The 18,866-nt window shown below is 60.3% G+C and carries 18 protein-coding genes; 7 read left to right on the top strand and 11 right to left on the bottom strand.

Annotation, left to right across the window (positions count from 1 at the left end; translation table 11 throughout):
* Positions 1-31 precede the first annotated feature (31 nt).
* Positions 32-553, bottom strand: coding sequence for a DUF3455 domain-containing protein (locus tag K0P33_RS14585; protein WP_094953625.1), 522 nt, complete (start codon positions 551-553; stop codon positions 32-34).
* A gap of 137 nt (positions 554-690) precedes the next feature.
* Here K0P33_RS14585 and K0P33_RS14590 point away from each other — a divergent pair, with 137 nt between their 5' ends.
* Positions 691-1,461, top strand: coding sequence for a class I SAM-dependent methyltransferase (locus K0P33_RS14590; protein WP_242155874.1), 771 nt, complete (start codon positions 691-693; stop codon positions 1,459-1,461).
* A 91-nt stretch (positions 1,462-1,552) separates the two neighbouring features.
* The gene (locus tag K0P33_RS14595) at positions 1,553-2,338 is read left to right on the top strand and encodes a sulfite exporter TauE/SafE family protein (protein ID WP_094953627.1); all 786 of its coding nucleotides are present in this window, start codon (positions 1,553-1,555) and stop codon (positions 2,336-2,338) included.
* Between the two features lie 424 nt (positions 2,339-2,762).
* On the opposite strand, the gene K0P33_RS14600 is transcribed toward K0P33_RS14595, so the two are convergent.
* A complete protein-coding gene (locus K0P33_RS14600; RefSeq protein ID WP_242155875.1) occupies positions 2,763-4,001 on the bottom strand; it encodes an acyl-CoA dehydrogenase family protein in 1,239 nt (412 codons plus the stop codon).
* Between the two features lie 266 nt (positions 4,002-4,267).
* On the opposite strand from K0P33_RS14600, the gene sfnG reads away from it, so the two are divergent.
* Positions 4,268-5,353 carry a dimethylsulfone monooxygenase SfnG gene (sfnG, locus tag K0P33_RS14605; protein WP_094953805.1) on the top strand — a complete coding sequence of 362 codons (1,086 nt, stop codon included), beginning with the start codon at positions 4,268-4,270 and terminating at the stop codon, positions 5,351-5,353.
* Positions 5,354-5,357: 4 nt separating this feature from the next.
* Here sfnG and K0P33_RS14610 read toward each other — a convergent pair whose 3' ends face one another.
* The gene (locus K0P33_RS14610) at positions 5,358-6,452 is read right to left on the bottom strand and encodes a GNAT family N-acetyltransferase/peptidase C39 family protein (RefSeq protein WP_242155876.1); all 1,095 of its coding nucleotides are present in this window, start codon (positions 6,450-6,452) and stop codon (positions 5,358-5,360) included.
* 94 nt (positions 6,453-6,546) lie between these two features.
* On the opposite strand from K0P33_RS14610, the gene K0P33_RS14615 reads away from it, so the two are divergent.
* Both K0P33_RS14615 and K0P33_RS14620 read left to right on the top strand, forming a co-directional pair.
* Complete coding sequence (locus tag K0P33_RS14615; protein ID WP_242155877.1) at positions 6,547-8,133, top strand: RimK family protein; 1,587 nt, start codon at positions 6,547-6,549, stop codon at positions 8,131-8,133.
* A 6-nt stretch (positions 8,134-8,139) separates the two neighbouring features.
* Entirely contained in the window at positions 8,140-9,078 is a 939-nt protein-coding gene (locus K0P33_RS14620) for a magnesium transporter CorA family protein (protein WP_094953808.1), read from the top strand.
* Between the two features lie 515 nt (positions 9,079-9,593).
* Here K0P33_RS14620 and map read toward each other — a convergent pair.
* Complete coding sequence (map, locus tag K0P33_RS14625) at positions 9,594-10,352, bottom strand: type I methionyl aminopeptidase (RefSeq protein ID WP_242155878.1); 759 nt, start codon at positions 10,350-10,352, stop codon at positions 9,594-9,596.
* Entirely contained in the window at positions 10,352-10,552 is a 201-nt protein-coding gene (locus tag K0P33_RS14630; protein WP_003190946.1) for a ParD-like family protein, read from the bottom strand. The genes map and K0P33_RS14630 overlap by 1 nt, the downstream gene beginning before the upstream one ends.
* A gap of 273 nt (positions 10,553-10,825) precedes the next feature.
* Between K0P33_RS14630 and ilvA the strand changes: the two genes are divergently transcribed.
* Both ilvA and K0P33_RS14640 read left to right on the top strand, forming a co-directional pair.
* The gene (gene ilvA / locus K0P33_RS14635; protein ID WP_094953619.1) at positions 10,826-11,848 is read left to right on the top strand and encodes a threonine ammonia-lyase, biosynthetic; all 1,023 of its coding nucleotides are present in this window, start codon (positions 10,826-10,828) and stop codon (positions 11,846-11,848) included.
* A gap of 223 nt (positions 11,849-12,071) precedes the next feature.
* Positions 12,072-12,356 (top strand): DUF1652 domain-containing protein, encoded by a 285-nt coding sequence (locus tag K0P33_RS14640; protein ID WP_094953618.1) that lies wholly within the window; start codon positions 12,072-12,074, stop codon positions 12,354-12,356.
* Between the two features lie 96 nt (positions 12,357-12,452).
* On the opposite strand, the gene K0P33_RS14645 is transcribed toward K0P33_RS14640, so the two are convergent.
* The 6 genes from K0P33_RS14645 to K0P33_RS14670 all read right to left on the bottom strand — a co-directional run bounded on the left by K0P33_RS14645 (position 12,453) and on the right by K0P33_RS14670 (position 18,860).
* Positions 12,453-12,722, bottom strand: coding sequence for a DUF2790 domain-containing protein (locus K0P33_RS14645; protein ID WP_094953617.1), 270 nt, complete (start codon positions 12,720-12,722; stop codon positions 12,453-12,455).
* A gap of 100 nt (positions 12,723-12,822) precedes the next feature.
* On the bottom strand, positions 12,823-13,761 hold the full coding sequence (locus K0P33_RS14650; protein WP_242155879.1) for a carbohydrate kinase: 939 nt from the start codon (positions 13,759-13,761) through the stop codon (positions 12,823-12,825).
* A gap of 12 nt (positions 13,762-13,773) precedes the next feature.
* Positions 13,774-15,255, bottom strand: a complete 1,482-nt coding sequence (gene xylB, locus K0P33_RS14655; protein ID WP_242155880.1) for a xylulokinase — start codon at positions 15,253-15,255, stop codon at positions 13,774-13,776.
* A gap of 135 nt (positions 15,256-15,390) precedes the next feature.
* Positions 15,391-16,872 (bottom strand): mannitol dehydrogenase family protein, encoded by a 1,482-nt coding sequence (locus K0P33_RS14660; RefSeq protein ID WP_242155881.1) that lies wholly within the window; start codon positions 16,870-16,872, stop codon positions 15,391-15,393.
* 16 nt (positions 16,873-16,888) lie between these two features.
* Positions 16,889-17,992 (bottom strand): sn-glycerol-3-phosphate ABC transporter ATP-binding protein UgpC, encoded by a 1,104-nt coding sequence (ugpC, locus tag K0P33_RS14665; protein ID WP_094953613.1) that lies wholly within the window; start codon positions 17,990-17,992, stop codon positions 16,889-16,891.
* A gap of 37 nt (positions 17,993-18,029) precedes the next feature.
* Complete coding sequence (locus tag K0P33_RS14670) at positions 18,030-18,860, bottom strand: carbohydrate ABC transporter permease (RefSeq protein ID WP_094953612.1); 831 nt, start codon at positions 18,858-18,860, stop codon at positions 18,030-18,032.
* Positions 18,861-18,866 lie beyond the last annotated feature (6 nt).

Genomic DNA, 18,866 nt, shown 5'->3' on the forward strand with positions numbered 1-18,866 from the left:
GGCGCTAGCTCAGCAGCGTAGCTGAAATTGCTCAGTTGGCCGCCCAGAAAATGTAGTCGGCCTGGTACTTCACCCTCTCTTGCTTGCCCTTGTTGGCGGCGGTGCATTCGGTACTCGGCGCTACACCTCCTTGAAGCGCGACCCGCTGGACGTAACTGACGCCACTCATCGCGCCTTTGCCTTCGGCGGGGTTGGCCTTGACCAACTGATAGGGCAGGTTGCCCGCACTCGACGGCGCCACGGCCAGTTGAGTGCCGGTGATTTTCGAGCCGTCATTGGCCTGCCAGGTGGCCGGCGGGCCGAAGTAAGTGCCGACGGGCTTGCCGCTGCGATCGTTGAGTACGGCTTTGGGGCCAACGAAGGTCCATTCGGTCTGGCCGGCGGCGTTGGCTTTGTCGCGGCATTCGTAGGTGATTTCGCCGACGCCGGTGGTCTCCAGCGCCACCTTGTGCCCATCCGGCACCTTGATGCTGTCGGGCAAGCCGGTCTGGGCGAAAGCCGTTGGCGCAGCGGCCAGCAGGGCGGTCAGGCAGAACAGTGCTTTAGCGTTCATCGGTGTTTCTCCATTGAGTAAAACAGCGGGACAACTGTAAGCACTACCCGGGACGCGCACGATTGGATGCAGTGATTAGAAAATAAACGCGCAAGGGCGCACACTGTCGCCCCGCTATACCCGAGGAGAGATTGGCAATGACTGGTGTCCACACGTCTGCTCAACAGGGTTTCTCTACCCAAGCCGTCACCTACGCCCAGGGCCGACCCGACTATCCACGACAACTCACCGGCTGGCTGACCGAGGCGCTGCACATCGACGCGCACTCGACGGTGATCGACCTGGGCGCCGGCACCGGCAAGTTCACCCGTTTACTCAACACTCTGGCGCCTGCGTTAATCGCCGTCGAGCCGGTGCAAGCCATGGGCGTGCAGCTGAGTAAACTGTTGCCGGATGTGCGCCTGGTCAATGGCACCGCCGAATCCATTCCGTTGCAAACCGCCGTCGCCGATGCGGTGGTGTGCGCGCAAGCCTTCCATTGGTTCTCCACCGAGGCGGCGCTGACGGAAATCCACCGGGTGCTCAAACCGGGTGGGCGGCTGGGGCTGGTGTGGAATGTGCGCGATGAGTCGGTGGACTGGGTCGCGGCCATTACCGACATCATCACGCCGTACGAGGGCGACACGCCGCGCTTTCACTCTGGTCGTTGGCGCGAAGCCTTCACGGGGGAGTACTTTACTGCGCCCGAAATGACCACTTTTGCGTATCAACATGTTGGCAGTCCGCAGGAGGTGATCATGGATCGTTTCCTCTCGGTGAGCTTTATCGCGGCGCTGCCAGCGGCGCAAAAAGCCACGGTCACTGCGCAATTGCAGGCGTTGATCGAAACCCACCCGGCGTTGCGCGGGCGCGACACGGTGGCTTTTCCGTATCAGACCCAGGCCTATGTCTGTCATCGGCTGGCGTAAAAAGCATAAAGTCAGATCATATTGATATAAGTCGTTATAAGAAAAATCGCTATCCTGCGGCCAGAAATTTATAAGGCCGCAGGTAGTTGTAATGGATGTGGGTAATGTTGGTTTTGTAATTGCGGGCCTGATCGTTGGTTTTATCGTGGGCATGACCGGTGTCGGTGGTGGTTCGTTGATGACGCCGATCCTGTTGTGGTTCGGCATTAACCCGGCCACCGCCGTGGGCACTGACTTGTTGTATGCGGCTATCACCAAGTCCGGTGGCGTGCTGGTGCACAGCAAGAATAAGAACATCGACTGGACCATCACCGGCTGGCTGACGTTGGGCAGTGTGCCGGCGGTGCTGCTGACGCTGTGGTTCCTCGCAAGCCTGCACACTGATCCCAGTGCCATGAACGCGGTGATCAAGCAGGCTCTGGGTTTTGTGTTGCTGCTGACGGCGCTGGCGATTCTGTTTAAGAAAAGTTTGTTGGCTTTTGCCCAGCGTCATGCGGGTGATGACTATCACATGACCCCGCGTAATTTGAACGCGTTGACGGTGGTGACCGGGGCGGTGCTGGGGACCATGGTTGCGCTGACGTCTATCGGCGCGGGTGCGCTGGGGACGGTTGCGCTGTTTATCCTGTATCCGTTTCTGGCTACGCGGCGGTTGGTTGGGACGGAGATTGCCCACGCGGTGCCGCTGACGCTGGTGGCGGGATTGGGGCATGCCAGCATGGGGAATATGGACTGGCATCTGTTGGGGTTTTTGCTGATGGGGTCGTTGCCTGGGATTTATCTGGGCAGTCATATGACCGGCAAGGTGCCGGATGGTGTGTTGCGGCCGTGTCTGGCGGTTATGTTGATGGGTATTGGGTATAAGTTGGCGTTTTGATTTTTCGCCTGGATTGAGTACATATCCGTTGTTGCGGTAACGGCGGCTTAGGGTTCCGCCCTTACGGCGGGTCACTTTTGGAAAAGAGCCCGGAATGCCGGCCCAGCCAAAAGTAACCAAAAGGGCTCTTGCCCCACCACTCGGCACCTCGCCTAGGCTCGGTGTGCCCTCACGCAGGCTTTGGACCGTGGGCCGCCGCCATGGGCCATCCTTGGCCCATCGCGGCTAACCCGGCGTCCTGCCGGGTTACCCACGGATTCAAGCCTGCGTGCGGGCACACCGAGCCTAAGCGAGGTGCCGAGTGGTGGGGCAAGAGCCCTTTTGGTTACTTTTGGGGCTCTTTTCCAAAAGTGACCCGCCGTAAGGGCGGAACCCTAGGCGGCCGTTACCGCAGCAATGGATATGTACCCGGTCGTGATAAATCCTACCCCTTGCCCGGCCCATTCCCGATCTGCCACACAAACGGCGGCTCCGCCCCATTGATCACCCAATCCCCCACAATCCGCGCCTTGTAGATCACCGGATTATGCGAAGACACCGTCCGCGCATTCCGCCAATGCCGGTCAAGCGCCTTGCCCTGGCGCACATCCGACGCCCCCAGCGCATTAAACAACTCAGTGGTAGCCCGCTGAACCAACCCCGACACCACCACCTGCGCCGTCGCCGATTCAATCTCGGCCGCCACATTCGCTTCACGCTCCGCTACGTCATCCCCACCAAACCGTGCCAAGTACGCCCGTTGCGCCGGCACCGCAGCTTTCAACGCACTGGCCTCGGCGGCATACACCAATGCCGCCACGTCACCCACCACCTGTTGAACCTGCGCATCCTGACTGACATGCGCGGCATTGCCATGGCTGTAAATACGCGTGCGATTACGCACCTGATGCGCCACATCGTTGAGCGCCGCGCGGCCAATCCCGGCCAGGCTTGCCAGCAACACCAGCTGGTAAAAAGCGGTCTGGTATTTGAAACGGGTGGCAAAGTCGATCACGTTTTCCGCTTCCACCTCCGCATCGGTAAAGCGCGTAGTGCCGCTGCCCGTGGTGCGCTGGCCAAAGCCGTCCCAATCATCGCTTTGCACCACGCCAGGCTGGCGCGTGCGGGTGGCGGCGATCACATTTCCACCGGTGTCACTGCGCTGCGCATACACGTCGATCCAGTCGGAGAAAAGACTGCCGGTGCTGTAGAACTTTTCACCGTTGAGCTTCCATCGGTCACCGTCGGGGCTGACCTGGGTGACCACATCACCGATGGCCACGTTGCCGATTTCAGTCCAGGCGCAGCCGACGATATCGCCATCGACAAAGCGCTTGAACCACCGCTCACGGCCGGCGCTCGGTGGCGCATTCAGGCGGTCCTCGGCAAAGGCGAAATGCCCGCGCAAGGCCTGCGGCACGTTGGAGTCGGCGGCCGCCAGTTCAATCAGCAGTTCGAACAGCTGTGGCAACGACGCGCCGCCGCCGCCGTATTCCACCGGCACCCGCACCGCGCCAAAACCAGCTTGCTTGAGCCATTGGATCGGCTCGTAGGGCAGGGTGCGGCTGTGCTCGCGCTCTACGGCACCCTCGGCAATGCGCTGGAAGATCGGCCGAAAGCGTGCGGCCAACGTGGGGTAGTCGACGCCGGTGGACAGTGGGTTGATGACGTGTTGCTCGGTCATGGGGACGGCTCCTGGGCAGTGATCAATAGGTAGCCGATTGCACAGTCCGTGCCGGGCACCGGGGCCCGTGTTTACGGCGCCTGGATACGTACAACTGTTGCCCCGGCAACAGCAAACCGACAAACCGGCACGATCCACGACATTCAAGCCAGCGCCGCTGAACATCGGTTCTAAGTCGCCAACGTCTTTGCGCCGGGCCTTTGCCGCGGCCTGGCACGCTTGCTGCTCAAGCACTGGGTACATCCCTTCATGCGAGGTACTCCCAGATGAGTCAGCAAGCCGTGAAATTTGCCTATTGGGTGCCCAACGTCAGCGGTGGGCTGGTGGTGAGCAAGATCGAGCAACGCACCCATTGGGGCATCGACTACAACCGCAAACTGGCACAGCTGGCCGAAGCGGCCGGCTTTGAATATGGGCTGACGCAGATCCGCTTCACCGCAGGTTACGGCGCGGAAAACCAGCATGAATCCGTGGCGTTCAGCCATGCATTGCTGGCGGCGACCACCACGCTCAAAGTGATTGCGGCGATCCTGCCCGGCCCGTGGCAGCCGGCGCTGGCGGCCAAGCAACTGGCAACCATCGACCAGCTCACCAACGGTCGCATTGCGGTGAATATCGTCAGCGGTTGGTTCAAGGGCGAATTCCAGGCGATCGGTGAACACTGGCTGGAACACGATGAGCGTTATCGGCGTTCCGAGGAGTTTATCCGCGCGCTGAAAGGCATCTGGACCCAGGACGATTTCACCTTCAAAGGCGACTTTTACCGGTTCAACCATTACACCCTCAAGCCCAAGCCACTGGGCCAGCCGGAAGTGTTCCAGGGCGGCAGCTCGCGAGCGGCGCGGGACATGGCCGCGCGGGTGTCAGACTGGTACTTCACCAATGGCAACACGCCGGAAGGCATCAAGGCCCAGGTCGATGATATTCGCGCCAAGGCGGCGGCGAATAACCATTCGGTCAAAGTTGGCGTGAACGCCTTTGTGATCGCCCGCGACACCGAGGAAGAAGCCCGCGCCGTGCTCGCCGAGATCATCGACAAGGCCGACCCGGAAGCCGTGAATGCCTTTGGTGACGCGGCCAAGCAGGCCGGCAAAGCCTCACCGGAAGGCGAGGGCAACTGGGCCAAATCCAGCTTTGAAGACCTGGTGCAGTACAACGACGGCTTTAAGACCAACCTGATCGGCACGCCGCAACAGATTGCCGAGCGCATTGTTGCGCTCAAGGCCGTCGGCGTGGACCTGGTGCTGGCGGGCTTCCTGCACTTCCAGGAGGAAGTCGAGTACTTCGGCAAACGCGTACTGCCGCTGGTGCGCGAGCTGGAAGCCAAGGCCGGCATCAAGCAGGTGGCCTGAGCCTTTACCGAGTGAAGAGCACGACGGCCGCGCGCAGCTTGTTGTTGCCAAACCGGCACATGCGTTCGAACTCCCCATGGCTGACCGGCAAGTGCTGGCAGTCCAGGGGCTGGCGGTGCTGGCTGTGGTCCACATCCGGGTCGTGCAGGTAGACGAAGTCGTCGTCGCAATCGGTGACCATCACCCAGTGCGGCGACTTGGAGCGGGTCAGCCGGTAGCTGCTGATCAGCACCAGCGGCTGCCCGCCATCGCGCAGTACCTGAGGTAAATCCAGCGCGCCGCCAAGCACCTGCTCGACGTCGCTGCCCGTCAGTTCTTCCTCAAACGCCTCGTGCACCAAGCGCATGACGTCCTTTTTATGCTGGTCACGCACGCCATCCAGAAACAGTGGCCCGCGCACATTCACCTGCATACGTACGCGAAAGCCCCGGCGCCACGCCGCCAGTGCCAGGCCCTGCGGGCTGCAGCCACCGTGGCCTGCGGTCATGAACACGGTAGTCGCTTCACGCCAGATTTGCAGCTCCTCGCGCCGACCAGCCACACGCGCAGGCACCAGCGCGCCCATGGCCATCAGCAGGCACGCGGCGCCACAGGTGAAGTCGGTGGTCTGCTGGTAATACGGCACGCTTTGCGGGCGCGCGTCCTGGTGCTGGACGATGCGTTTTTCAAGGCGCAAGGCCGGGGCGTGGTCTTCGTAGTAGTCGTTGATCAGCGCAAAGCGCCGGTAACCATTGCGCTCATACAGGGCCAGGGCGCCGGGGTTGTCGGTGCGTACTTCGAGGCGCAGGTAGGCGCAATCGTGGGCCACGGCGCAAGCCTCGATGCGCGCGAGCAACTGTTTGCCCAGGCCCATGCCGCGTGCGTGCTCGGCGATGGCGATGGAATACAGCCGCGCCAGTGAAGTACCGCTATGGAACAGCACCAGCGCATAACCGAGCAAACCGTCGTCATTTTCAGCGACCAGCAACTGGCCATGGGCGCGGCTGACCATCCACTGAAAACTGCGTGGCGACAGCCGGTCGGTGGTGAAGCAGTGCTGTTCCAGTGCCACCAATTCGGGCACGTCAGCGGGTGTTGCAACGCGAAAGGAAAGAGCCATATGACCGCCGTAAAAGTTGCGTAACGAAACGGGACTTCTCTAAAAGATCGTGCTTAATAGAAAAGGTCGAGTTCTCTAAAGCGGATCAAATATTATGTCGGCGGTACAAAGTCATTGGCGTGAAGTATCCGAGCAAACAGTCGCGGCGACAATAACTTCCAAGGGTTATTTTTCGCCTCCCCTCAAAGGTTCCAGCCAAGTCGTGATCATTGTCGAGCGCAAGGAAGATTGGGCCTCCTACTTTCCCAGTGAAGACATCGTCACCGCCCAGGAGTACCTGGAGCAAACCCGCGAGAGCGAGACGGGCAAGCGTGTACAGGTGATCAACCTGTGCCGCAGCTACAAGTACCTGGGGCACGGTTACTACTGCTCGCTGCTGGCCGAGGCGCGTGGGCACAAGGTGATTCCATCGGTGCGTACCATCAGCGAACTGACCAAGAAGTCGTTGTATGGCTTGTCGCTGGATGACCTGGATAAAACCCTCGATAAAGCCTTGAGCCATCACCTTTACAGCAATACCGAAGGCTTTACCCTGACGCTTTACTTTGGCCGAACCAATATAGAACCGTTGCAGGAGTTGGCCCGTCAGTTGTTTGAAACCTTCCCGTGCCCGATTCTGTTAGTTGAGTTTCGCAAGAATAACGGCTGGCACATCGAAGGGGTCAAGTCCGGCGTATTGCATAAGTTACGCGACGACCAGGAAGACCAGTTCGCCCACGCCCTCGACAACTTCAGCCGCAAGATCTGGCGCCAACCGCGCTCACGCCGGTTGGCCCGTTACGACCTGGCGATTTTGCACGATCCCCAGGAGCAACTGCCGCCATCCAACGCCCGCGCCCTGGAAAACTTCGTGCGGGTCGGCAAGGGCTTGGGCATTGATGTGGAACTGATCGAACGCAAGGATTATTCGCGCCTCGCCGAATACGACGCCTTGCTGATCCGCGAGACCACCAGCGTCGACAACCACACTTACCGCTTCGCCAAAAAGGCCGAAAGCGAAGGCCTGGTGGTGATGGACGACCCGGCGTCAATCCTGCGCTGCACCAATAAGGTCTACCTCACCGACCTGCTCAACAGTCACCAACTGGGCATGCCCGCCACCGAAATTCTGTACAAGGAACGACCGGAAGATTTCGAGCGGGTCGGCGAGCGCCTGGGCTTCCCGCTGGTATTGAAGATCCCCGACGGCTGTTTCTCCCGGGGCGTGATCAAGGTGGAAAGCCAGGAGGCCTTGCTCAAGGCCACCGCCGAGTTGTTCGAGCATTCGGTGCTGTTGCTGGCCCAGGAATTCTTCTACACCGAGTACGACTGGCGCATCGGCGTACTCAACCGCAAGCCGATCTTTGCCTGCCAGTACTTCATGTCCAAGGGCCATTGGCAGATCTACAACCACAAGGCCATCGGCCAGGACATCAACGGCGAATGCCGCACCCTGGCGGTCCACGAAGCGCCCAAGGCGGTGGTGGAACTGGCGGTGAAGACTGCCAACTTGATCGGCGACGGCCTCTACGGGGTCGACCTCAAACAGTCCGGCGACAAAGTGGTGGTGATCGAGGTCAACGACAACCCCAATATGGACGCCGGCATCGAAGACGCCTACCTGCAAGACGACCTGTATGCCCTGGTGCTGGAGGAGTTTGTGCGGCGCCTGGAGTTGAAGCGTCAAGGCCAGGTGTGGTGACGCGCGATGATCCAGCGCTTTGAGTTCTCCGGTGGGAAGTTGCGCAGTGGGGAGAGCGAAGATGCCCCGATCATGCTGTTCAACAACCCCGACCTTGCAGAGCGTGAGTGGCTGCGTGACCACCACAAGCTGGATGAACATGCCCTGGCCTCGGCGCTGGACCCGGATGAGGTGTCACGTATCGAGTTTCACCCCGATAACCTGTTCCTGATCTGGAAGCGCCCGGAAAACTATTCCGGCGGCGGCAATCTGGTGTTTGAGGTGTCGTCCTGCGGCCTGTTGTTTTCCCAGGATCGCCTGTTGGTGATCGCCACTGATGAAACCCCGCTGTCTGGGCTCGGCGCACGCCGGCCGCTGCACACACCGCTGGATGTGTTGCTCGACTTGTTGCTCAATAACATTCATCACTACTTGGGCCACCTTAAGGTGATCAAGTTGGTTGCGCGGGAGTTGCAACAGCAGTTCAACGCGTCGATGAGCAACCATCACTTGATGCAGATGTTCAGCCTCAGCGAGAGTTTGATCTATTACATCAATGCGCTGCACAGCAACGGCGCGGTGCTTTCGCGGCTGCGTAACCATGCGGAAAAGGAGCATTTCAGTGCTGAGATTTTGGGGTTGATCGATGATTTGATCATCGAGAATCACCAGTGCTACAAGCAGGCGGAGATCTACTCCAATGTGTTTTCCGGGTTGATCGATGCGCGTGGGAACTTGATGAACAACAGCATGAATAATCTGTTGCGTAAGTTGACGCTGATCAATGTGGTGTTTTTGCCGCTTAATTTGATTGCCAGTGTGGGTGGGATGTCGGAGTTCAGCATGATGACGGCGGGGACGCCTTGGTGGGTGTCGTATCCGCTGCTGATGTCGGCGATGGCGTTGGGGGCGGGGTTGATGGTGTTGGGGTTGAAGCGGATTGCGGGTGGGGCGAGTGTGGTGTGATTTGAGGTGATGTAAGTACATATCCGTTGCTGCGGTAACGGCTGATATGGGTTCCGCCCTTACGGCGGGTCACTTTTGAAAGAGCCCAAAAGTAACCAAAAGGCTCTTGCCCCACCACTCGGCACCTCGCTTAGGCTCGGTGTGCCCTCACGCAGGCTTTGGACCGTGGGCCGCCGCCATGGGCCATCCTTGGCCCATCGCGGCTAAACCGGCGTCCTGCCGGTTTACCCACGCTCCAAAGCCTGCGTTCGGCCAGCGTGGTTAACGGGGCGCCTCAGATCAAAATCAAAAGCAGATCAAAAGCAGAGCACGGCGGCCTAGTAGCCGACCTGAGTGGTTGAAGCAAAAGCAGGGCAGAAGCACAGCAGCGCACTCTCTTTCTGATGTACTGAGCTCCAAATGTGGGAGCTGGCTTGCCTGCGATGCAGGCACCTCGCTCTATCAGGCACAACCCATTTCAGCCATCACCCAAATAGCAGATATGCCCGCAGCACCCGCCTGCACATCGACAATGCTCAACCCATTACCTGCTGCAAGGTCAGCACCTCAAACCCGTCCGCCGTCACCGCCACGGTGTGCTCCCATTGCGCCGACAAACTGTTGTCCTTGGTCACCACCGTCCAGCCATCCTTCAAGTCGCGCACCTTGGCGCTGCCCTGGTTCAGCATCGGCTCAATGGTAAACACCATGCCTTCACGCAGTTCCAGCCCGGTGCCGGGGCGGCCGAAGTGCAGGACCTGTGGCTCTTCATGCATCTCACGGCCAATACCGTGGCCGCAATACTCACGTACCACGCTGTAGCCATTGGCCTGCGCATGGCTCTGGATCGCATGCCCGATGTCACCCAGGCGTGCGCCGGGCCTGACCTGGCGAATGCCGGTCCACATGGCCTCGAAGGTCTTTTCCACCAGGCGCTGCGCCTTGGGCGCCACGTTGCCGATCATGTACATCTTGCTGGAGTCGGCGATAAAGCCGCCTCTTTCCAGGGTGATGTCGATGTTGATGATGTCGCCGTCCTTGAGCACGTCCTTGGCGCTGGGCATGCCATGGCACACCACCTCGTTGATCGAGGTGTTGATGCAAAAGGGATAGTCGTATTGCCCAAGGCTCGCCGGGCGGGCCTTCAAGTCGTTGCGGATGAACGCTTCGACGGCGGCGTCCAGTTCCAGGGTGGAGCGGCCGGCGACGACAAAGCCGTCGAGCATCGTGAATACCTGGGCCAGCAGGCGCCCGGATTCACGCATCACAGCCAGTTGCGCGGCAGTCTTGATCATCAGCTGCGCCCCCGGATCAGGTCGGGCTTGTCCAGCAATAGCTTGTTGATCAGCTCGTTGTAGGGCAGGTGCGGGTTGAGTTCGGCGAGCAGGCCGATCTTGATCCAGAACTCGGCCTGGGCGTTGATGGAGCGGTCCATGGCGGCGCTGGCCAGGCGAAGCTGTTCGTGCAGTTGGTCGGTGATCTTGACGATGCCCATGAGGTTCACTGTGTTAAATGGATATACAAAGCGTATACGTTTCGTATATCTCTAGTAAACCCCCGCCGGCTAAATGGCGGGCGGCCATTGACTTGCCCGGTGACCGCCGGTTAATTTCGCTGCATGACCTTTCAAACCTTGCGCAGCCAGCCAAGCATTATTACCGCCATTCCTCATTTGGCGGGATAGCACACGGCTGCACCCAAACCCGCCCTAGAGGCGGGTTTTGTTTTTCCGTCTCCAGGGCCATGTATACAAAGCCAGGAGACACCCATGAGCACCTGCACTGCGCCCCACACCGCCGACCCGGGCCTGCTTGAGCACTACGTGAAGAAGATCCTCGCTGCACCGGTCTACGACCTGGCGGTGCGCACACCGTTGCAGGTGGCACCGGCGTTGTCGGTACTGCTGGGCAATCAGATATTGCTCAAGCGCGAAGACTTACAACCGACGTTCTCCTTCAAGATTCGCGGCGCTTACAACACGTTGGTGCAGCTCACTGCCGAGCAAAGAGCGCGTGGCGTGGTGACGGCGTCGGCGGGCAACCATGCGCAGGGTGTAGCGCTGGCGGCGCGGGAGTTGGGGATCAAGGCGCGGATCGTCATGCCATACAGTACGCCGGAGTTGAAGGTGCTGGGCGTGCGTTCGCGCGGTGCCGAGGCGGTGTTGCATGGCGAGAGCTTTCCGTTTGCCCTGGCCCACGCGTTGCAATTGGCCCAGACCTCGGGTTGCACCTTTGTATCGCCTTTCGATGACCCGGACGTGATCGCCGGCCAAGGCACCGTGGCAATGGAAATACTGCGCCAGCAACAAGGCCCGTTGGACGCGATCTTTGTACCGGTGGGCGGCGGTGGCTTAATCGCCGGGATCGCGGCGTACGTTAAATACCTGCGGCCCGAGGTGCGCATCGTCGGTGTCGAGCCCGAAGGTTCCAGTTGCCTGTTGGCAGCGCTGCGCGCGGGCGAGCGGGTGGTGCTGCCCAGTGTCGATGGGTTTGCCGACGGCACCGCCGTGGCGCAGGTCGGCGCCTATGGTTTTGAGATCTGCCGCGACTGGGTCGATGAAGTCATCACCGTCAGCAACGACCAATTGTGCAGCGCCATCAAGCTGATCTACGACGACACGCGTTCCATCACCGAGCCCTCAGGCGCCTTGGCCGTCGCGGGCATTCGCCAGTTTGTCGAGCAAAACGGCGTGCGCGGGCAAACCCTGGTGGCGGTGAATTCCGGTGCCAATATCAACTTTGATAGTTTGCGACATGTTGCAGAAAGAGTCGCAGCGCAATGTTCAATTTAGTGCATAAACGTTTAATCAATGCTATTCGCCGATGATGTACACCGAACCTGCAGACTTATATAGCTGCGCGTGTCGCTTATGAGGAAAAGTTACAACGAGAGCGGATTTTGCCGAGTAGGCTTGGGGGTTGTAAGCGTCTTCCAAGGTCGGTAAGACGTGGCAGGCAGGCGCCTGCCGGGCACACAATAATCTGTTGGCAGTCTCATAAAAGGAGAGGTTGGCCATGCTTTCGGAATTAGAACTTCGCAGCATTATTGAAGGAAGTTTCCTGCCTAAACGGTGCGAATGCACCAAAGCCGAAGATGCTTCGTTGACGATCAAAGTCTATGACGACCGTGACCGCGACCGAGTGGATTTGGAAGTCAAAGGTATAAACGCCGACAAACTCGACAGCAGTCGAGCCATTTGCAACCTGATCGCCGGGTTGCGCGAAGACCTCAAACACTCCCATTCACCTGCTCTACAGAGGCTACCTCTGCAAAGAGTGTCAGGGCGCAGCTATTATTAAGCCCAGTGTGAGGTTGAGTCACCGAAAGAGCGGTGGGCCTGGTAAACGCCAGGCCCAATAAGGCTCGGTTGTTGGTTGTGGTGCTGGTCCAACGCTTCAATTCTGGAAATCACAGGCTTCGGACATTTTCAGGTAGCCCACGTCTTTGATCTTGCCGGCATTATCGACGAACTTGATGTCCGCATTGATGACTTTACAGTCGTTGGTTTGGGTTTCGTTCATGGCAATGACCTTGTCGATGTTCAAGGGCATGCCGTACCGATACGGCACAGGTTTGGCCGCCGTGGCTTGAGTGTCGGCCTGGGCCAGGCCCGAAACGGCTGCCAGTGCCAAGGCGCCGCCGAGCATCAAAGTGCGCAGTTTCATGGTGGTTCTCCGCAAGTGGGTACACCTTCACTCTCGGCGCGCGCGATTAACCATCGATTAATTTTGCCGTGGCTGACAAAACCTTCATGAAACGTTGCGTTCATCCAAGTTGGGCGCGATACGGCAGGTCCGGCCCGGTCTTGCTGCAGGTCAGGGCGGCGGCGCGAATGGCAAAGGCGAGCATGGCGTCGATCTGCGTGCGCGTGAGCTGTTGCAGGCCTTCCACCGAATCCAACTGCTGCTCGGTCAGCCAGGCAATCAACGCGGCCTGGAAGGTGTCACCGGCGCCGACGGTATCGGCCATCACCACCTTCACTGCAGGTGCCGACCAACTGCCGTGCTGGCGGCTGAATACCGTAGCGCCGTCACCGCCACGGGTGAGGAACACCAACTGGCAGCGGTGCTGCAACCAGCCTTGCAGTACGCTTTCCGGCGACTGGTCGGGGTAGAGCAGGTGCAGGTCTTCATCGCTGACTTTGATCAGGTCGGCGTGCTTGACCAACTCGGCCACGCGGTCACGCCACAGTTGGATATCCGGCTGCGGGTTCAAGCGCACATTGGGGTCGAGGCTGATCAGGCGCTTGCCGCTTTCGCGCTTGACCAGGCTCAGCAGGGTGTCGCCGATCGGCTGCACCACCAGCGAAAACGAGCCGACATGCAGCCCGCGAATCTCCTGGCCCAACGTGGGCAAGTGCACAACCTGCAGCAGGCGGTCGGCGCAGCCTTCGCCACGGAAACTGTATTGCGGTGAGCCATTGGCGCCCACCGCGACCATCGCCAGGGTGGTCGGCGCGGGGAACTCGACCAAAAATTGCTCACTGACGCCTTCGTCCTTGAGCACCTGCAACAAGCGCTGGCCGAGAAAGTCGTTGGACACGCCGCCGAACAGCGCGGAGTCGATGCCCAGGCGGCGCAAACCCACCGCCACGTTAAACGGCGAACCGCCGGCAATCGCTTTGTAATTGACCTTGGAAGGCTGCCCGCTGGCATCTTCTTCGCTGAAAAAATCAAACAACGCTTCGCCACACACCAGATACATAGTCGTTCGCTCTTAAAGGGTTGCCACGAGTTGTTGATAGCGCGCGTAGGCCTGTTGATAGGCGCTGACATTGGCCGCCACCGGCAGCGTGCGGCTGGCCGGGTCGACGCTCACGCATTTGTCGCACACGCTGGCCAAGGGTTCGCCGGACTGGCTCCACACCGCCTGGATCGCCGCGCCCAGGGCGGCGGCTTCGCTTTGTTCGGTGCAGATCACTTCGGTGTTCATGATATCGGCAACCATCTGCCGCCACACCGGGCTTTTCGAGCCGCCGCCGATCAGGCGGATGCTGTGGCTTTGCAGGCCGGTCTGGCGCAGCAGGTCGAGGCCATAACGCAGGCCGAAAGTGGTGCCTTCGACCACCGCGCGGCACAGGTTGGCGCGGGTCAGGTTGGTCATGGTCAGGCCGTGCACGCTGCCGGTGGCGTGGGGCAGGGCGGGCACGCGCTCGCCGTTGAGGAAGGGCAGCATGCTCACACCGTCGGCGCCAATCGGCGCCTCGGCGACCAAGGCGTTGAAGGTGGCCAGGTCGAGGTCGAACAGTTCGCGAATCACCCCGGTGGCGTTGGTCAGGTTCATCGTGCAGATCAACGGCAACCAGCCGCCGCTGGAGGAGCAAAAGGTCGCGACCGACGCTTGCGGGCTCACATTCGGTTGCTCGGCAAAGGCGTACACGGTGCCGGACGAACCCAGGCTCATGGTGATCACGCCGGGGGCGATATTGCCGGTGCCGATCGCGCCCATCATGTTGTCGCCGCCGCCGCTGGAAACGCGCGCGTTGGGGTTGATGCCCAGGCGTTCGGCGATGGCCGGCAGGATCGTGCCCACGCTTTGATTCGCCTCGATCAGCTCAGGCAAGGCAGCTTCCAGGCGGCCGCTGGAGTCGATGTGCTGGAGCAGCGCCACGTCCCATTCACGCGTGCGCACGTTGAAATAGCCGGTGCCCGAGGCATCGCCGTATTCCGCGACGGCACGCCCGGTGAGCCAATAGTTGAGGTAGTCGTGGGGCAATAAAATATGCGCGATGCGCGCGAACACGTCCGGGTGCTGCTCGCGGGTCCAGAGCAATTTGGATACCGTGTAACCGGGGGCGATGGCCACGCCGAGGCGTTCCAGCGAGCCGCGTTCACCGCCCAAATACGCCAGCAGGCGCTCGTTTTCCGGTGCGGTTTCGGTGTCGCACCACAGCTTGGCCGGGCGCAGTACCTGGCCTTGGTCATCGAGTAAAACCAGGCCATGTTGCTGGCCGGAAACACCGATGCCGAGGATGTCCTGGCCGTCCACACCGGCCTGTTGCAAGGCGCGGTGGGTGGCTTCCGTGAAGGCGTCCAGCCATTCCTGGGTGTGCTGTTCGCGCCGGCCATTAGCGCCGCTGATGAGCGTATGCGCCGCGGCGCCCAGCCCGAGTACCTTGCCGTGGGTGGCGTCGAGGACGATGGCTTTGGTGCCCTGGGTGCCGCAGTCGATGCCGAGGTAAAGGTTTTGCTGGGTCATGGTGGAGTGCTCAGCATTATTGTTGGAGTGAAAATGCGGCCAATGTGGGCGCTGGCTTGCCTGCGATGGCGGTCTATCAGTCAGATCATGGCGGGCTGGGCCACCGCTATCGCAGGCAAGTCAGCTCCCACAGGTTTAAGCCGGTTTCTTCAGAAGTTGTTGCAGGGTTTCTGTGACGCCTTTGTCGCGCAAGCTGATGAAACACCGCTCAAACGCTGCCACAAACTCAGGCGAGTTGGGAATAGCCTTGCCAAAAATCTCCTCCACACCCAGCAACCGCTGGCTGATCAACGCATCATCACTGACCAAACCCTGGCAGAACTCAGCGCGCGGATCTGGGATTTTGTAAGTCACGCCATTCTCATCGACACCCTTCAAATACAACGCCCAGGCGGCAACTACCAACGCAGCGCGCTCCGTCTCACGCCCATCGGCAATCAAGCGATTAATGGTCGGCACGGTGAACTTGGGAAACTTCGACGAGCCATCCGAACACACCCGCTCCAACTGGTCGGCAATCGCCTGATTGGAGAAGCGATCCACCAACGTCTGCTTGTACTCGGTCAAGTCAATGCCCGGCACCGGCGCCAGATTTGGCGTGACGTCCAGGTCCATATACGCGCGCATATAGGCCACAAACACCGGGTCATTCATGGTCTCGTGTACGAACCGGTAGCCCTTGAGAAAGCCCAGGTAAGTCAGTGCCAAGTGGCTGCCATTGAGCAGGCCGATCTTCATCTCTTCGTAGGGCGTGACGTCATCGGTGAACTGCACGCCAACCTTTTCCCAGGCCGGGCGACCGTTGACGAACTTGTCTTCGAGCACCCACTGCACAAAGGGTTCGCAGACCACCGGCCAGGCATCGTCGATGCCATGGTCATCGTGCAATTGCAGGCGGTGGGCGGTGCTGGTCATCGGTGTGATGCGGTCGACCATAGCATTCGGGAAGCTCACGTTGGCCTTGATCCAGTCATGCAGCTCGGCGTTGTGCAGGGCGGCGAAGGCCAGCAGCGCCTTGCGCGTGACGGCGCCGTTGTGCGGCAGGTTATCGCAGGACATCACGGTAAACGCCGCAACCCCGGCTGCACGGCGTTGGGTCAGCGCGGCGCAGATAAAGCCGAACACGGTTTTTGGCGACTTCGGGTGCGCCAGGTCATGCTGGATCTGCGGCAGGTGGGCCATGAACTCGCCATTGCTGTCGTCGATGCAATAGCCGCCTTCGGTGATGGTCAGCGAGACGATGCGAATCTGCGGGCTGGCCAGTTTGTCGATCAGCGCCTGGGCGCCGTCTTCAGCCAGCAGCATGTCGCTGATCGAGCCGATCACGCGCACGTCGGTGTCGTCGGTGTCACCTAGCTCATAGAGTGTGAACAGGTAATCCTGGCCGGCCAGGTCGTCGCGGGCTTTGCGGTCTTCGCTGCGCAAGCCGACGCCGCAAATGCTCCAGTCCAATCCTTCACCGGTGTTCATCAGCGCATCGGTGTAATACGCCTGATGCGCGCGGTGGAAGCCGCCGACGCCGATATGCGCGATACCTTGCGTGGTGCTGGCAATGGTGTAGGTCGGGGTTTTGACTTCCGGCGCCAACTGGGTGAGGTTCTGTTTATTCAGTTTCATCACAAATCTCGCGAAATCAGGCGGCAGCGCGCAGTGGTCGGGCCACGGCCACGCCGTCGGTGTCGAACAGATGGCAGTGCGCCGGGTCCAGGTGCAGCTGCAGGGTTTCGCCGTACTGGCTGGCCATGTCGCCGCGAATCCGCATGGTTAGCGGCTCGCCGTTGGCGGTGATGACGTGGCAGAAGGTGTCGCTGCCCAGGCGTTCGCCGACGTCGGCGGTGACGGTCAAGGTGGTTTGGCCGGGTGAAGCGATTTCCAGATGCTCCGGACGAATCCCCAGGGTCACCGCGCTGCCCACGCTCAGGCTGGCGCCGCTCAACGGCAGGCTGATGGTGGTGCCGGCGTCCAGTTGTACTTCGCAGCCCTGGCTCTCGATACGGGTGACCTTGCCCTTGAGAAAGCCCATTTTCGGCGTGCCCAAAAAGCCCGCCACAAACAGGTTGGCCGGTTGGTGGTACAGCTCCAGCGGCGAGCCGACCTGTTCGATGCGGCCGCTATTGAGTACGACCACTTTGTCGGCCAAGGTCATGGCTTCAACCTGGTCGTGGGTCACGTAGATCATGGTCGCTTGCAGGTCTTTATGCAGGCGCGCCAGTTCCAGGCGCATCTGCACGCGCAACGCGGCGTCTAGGTTGGACAGCGGTTCGTCAAACAGGAAGATCTTCGGGTTGCGCACAATCGCGCGGCCGATGGCCACACGCTGACGCTGGCCGCCGGACAACTGCTTGGGCTTGCGCTCCAGCAACGGGCCGAGTTCCAGAATGCGCGCGGCTTCGCTGACCTTGCTTTCCACCAGTTTCTTGTCCACACCGGCCAGGTCCAAGGCGAACGACATGTTTTTGCGCACGCTCATGTGCGGGTACAGCGCGTAAGTCTGGAACACCATCGCCAGGTCACGCTTGGCCGGAGTCACTTCGGTGATGTCGCGACCATCCAGTTCGATGGTGCCTTCGGTGACTTCTTCCAGGCCGGCGATCAGGCGCAGCAAGGTGGATTTGCCGCAGCCCGAGGGGCCGACGAAGACCACGAATTCCTTGTCATTCACTTCCAGGTCAATGCCCTTGATGATGGAGAAGCCTTCGAAGCCTTTTTGCAGGTTTTTGATTTTCAGGTTGGCCATGGGATGGGCCTCCACTTGGAATTTTTATAAGCAATCGTTACTTAACGGCGCCGAAGGACAAACCCCGCACCAGCTGTTTCTGGCTGAACCAGCCGAAAATCAGGATCGGCGCGCAGGCCAGGGTCGACACGGCCGACAATTTGGCCCAGAACAAGCCTTCGGGGCTGGAGTAGGAGGCGATCAGCGCGGTCAACGGCGCGGCACTCGAGGAGGTCAGGTTCAACGACCAGAACGCCTCGTTCCAGCACAGGATCAGCGACAGCAACACCGTGGAAGCCAGGCCACCCTTGGCAATCGGCAGCAGCACGCGGACCATTTCCTGCCACAGCGTGGCGCCATCCAGGCGCGCGGCTTCGAGGATGTCCTTGGGGATGTCTTTGAAGTAGGTGTAAACCATCCACACCACAATCGGCAGGTTGATCAGGGTGTAGATGATGATCAGCGCAACGCGCGTATCCAGCAGGCCAAGGCTCTTGGCCAGCAGGTAGATCGGCATCAGCACGCCCACCGGCGGCAGCATCTTGGTGGACAACATCCACAGCAGCGTGCCCTTGGTGCGTTTGGTTTCATAGAACGCCATGGAGTAGGCGGCCGGCACCGAGATCAGCAGGCACAGGGCGGTGGCGCTGAACGAAATCACCACCGAGTTCCAGGCGTAGGCGAAGTAGTTGCTGCGCTCGTTGATGTGCAGGTAGTTCTCCAGCGTCGGCGTGAAGATGAACTGCGGCGGCGTGGCAAACGCGTCGATTTCGGTCTTGAAGCTGGTCAGCACCATCCAGAAGATCGGGAAGAAAATCAGGATCGCGATGGCCCAGGCCAAGGTGCCGAGCAACAGGCTTTGCAGGCGGCGGGATTGTTGAAGCGTCATGGCGCG

This window comes from Pseudomonas sp. ArH3a (genome assembly GCF_022648765.1).
GTDB lineage: Bacteria > Pseudomonadota > Gammaproteobacteria > Pseudomonadales > Pseudomonadaceae > Aquipseudomonas.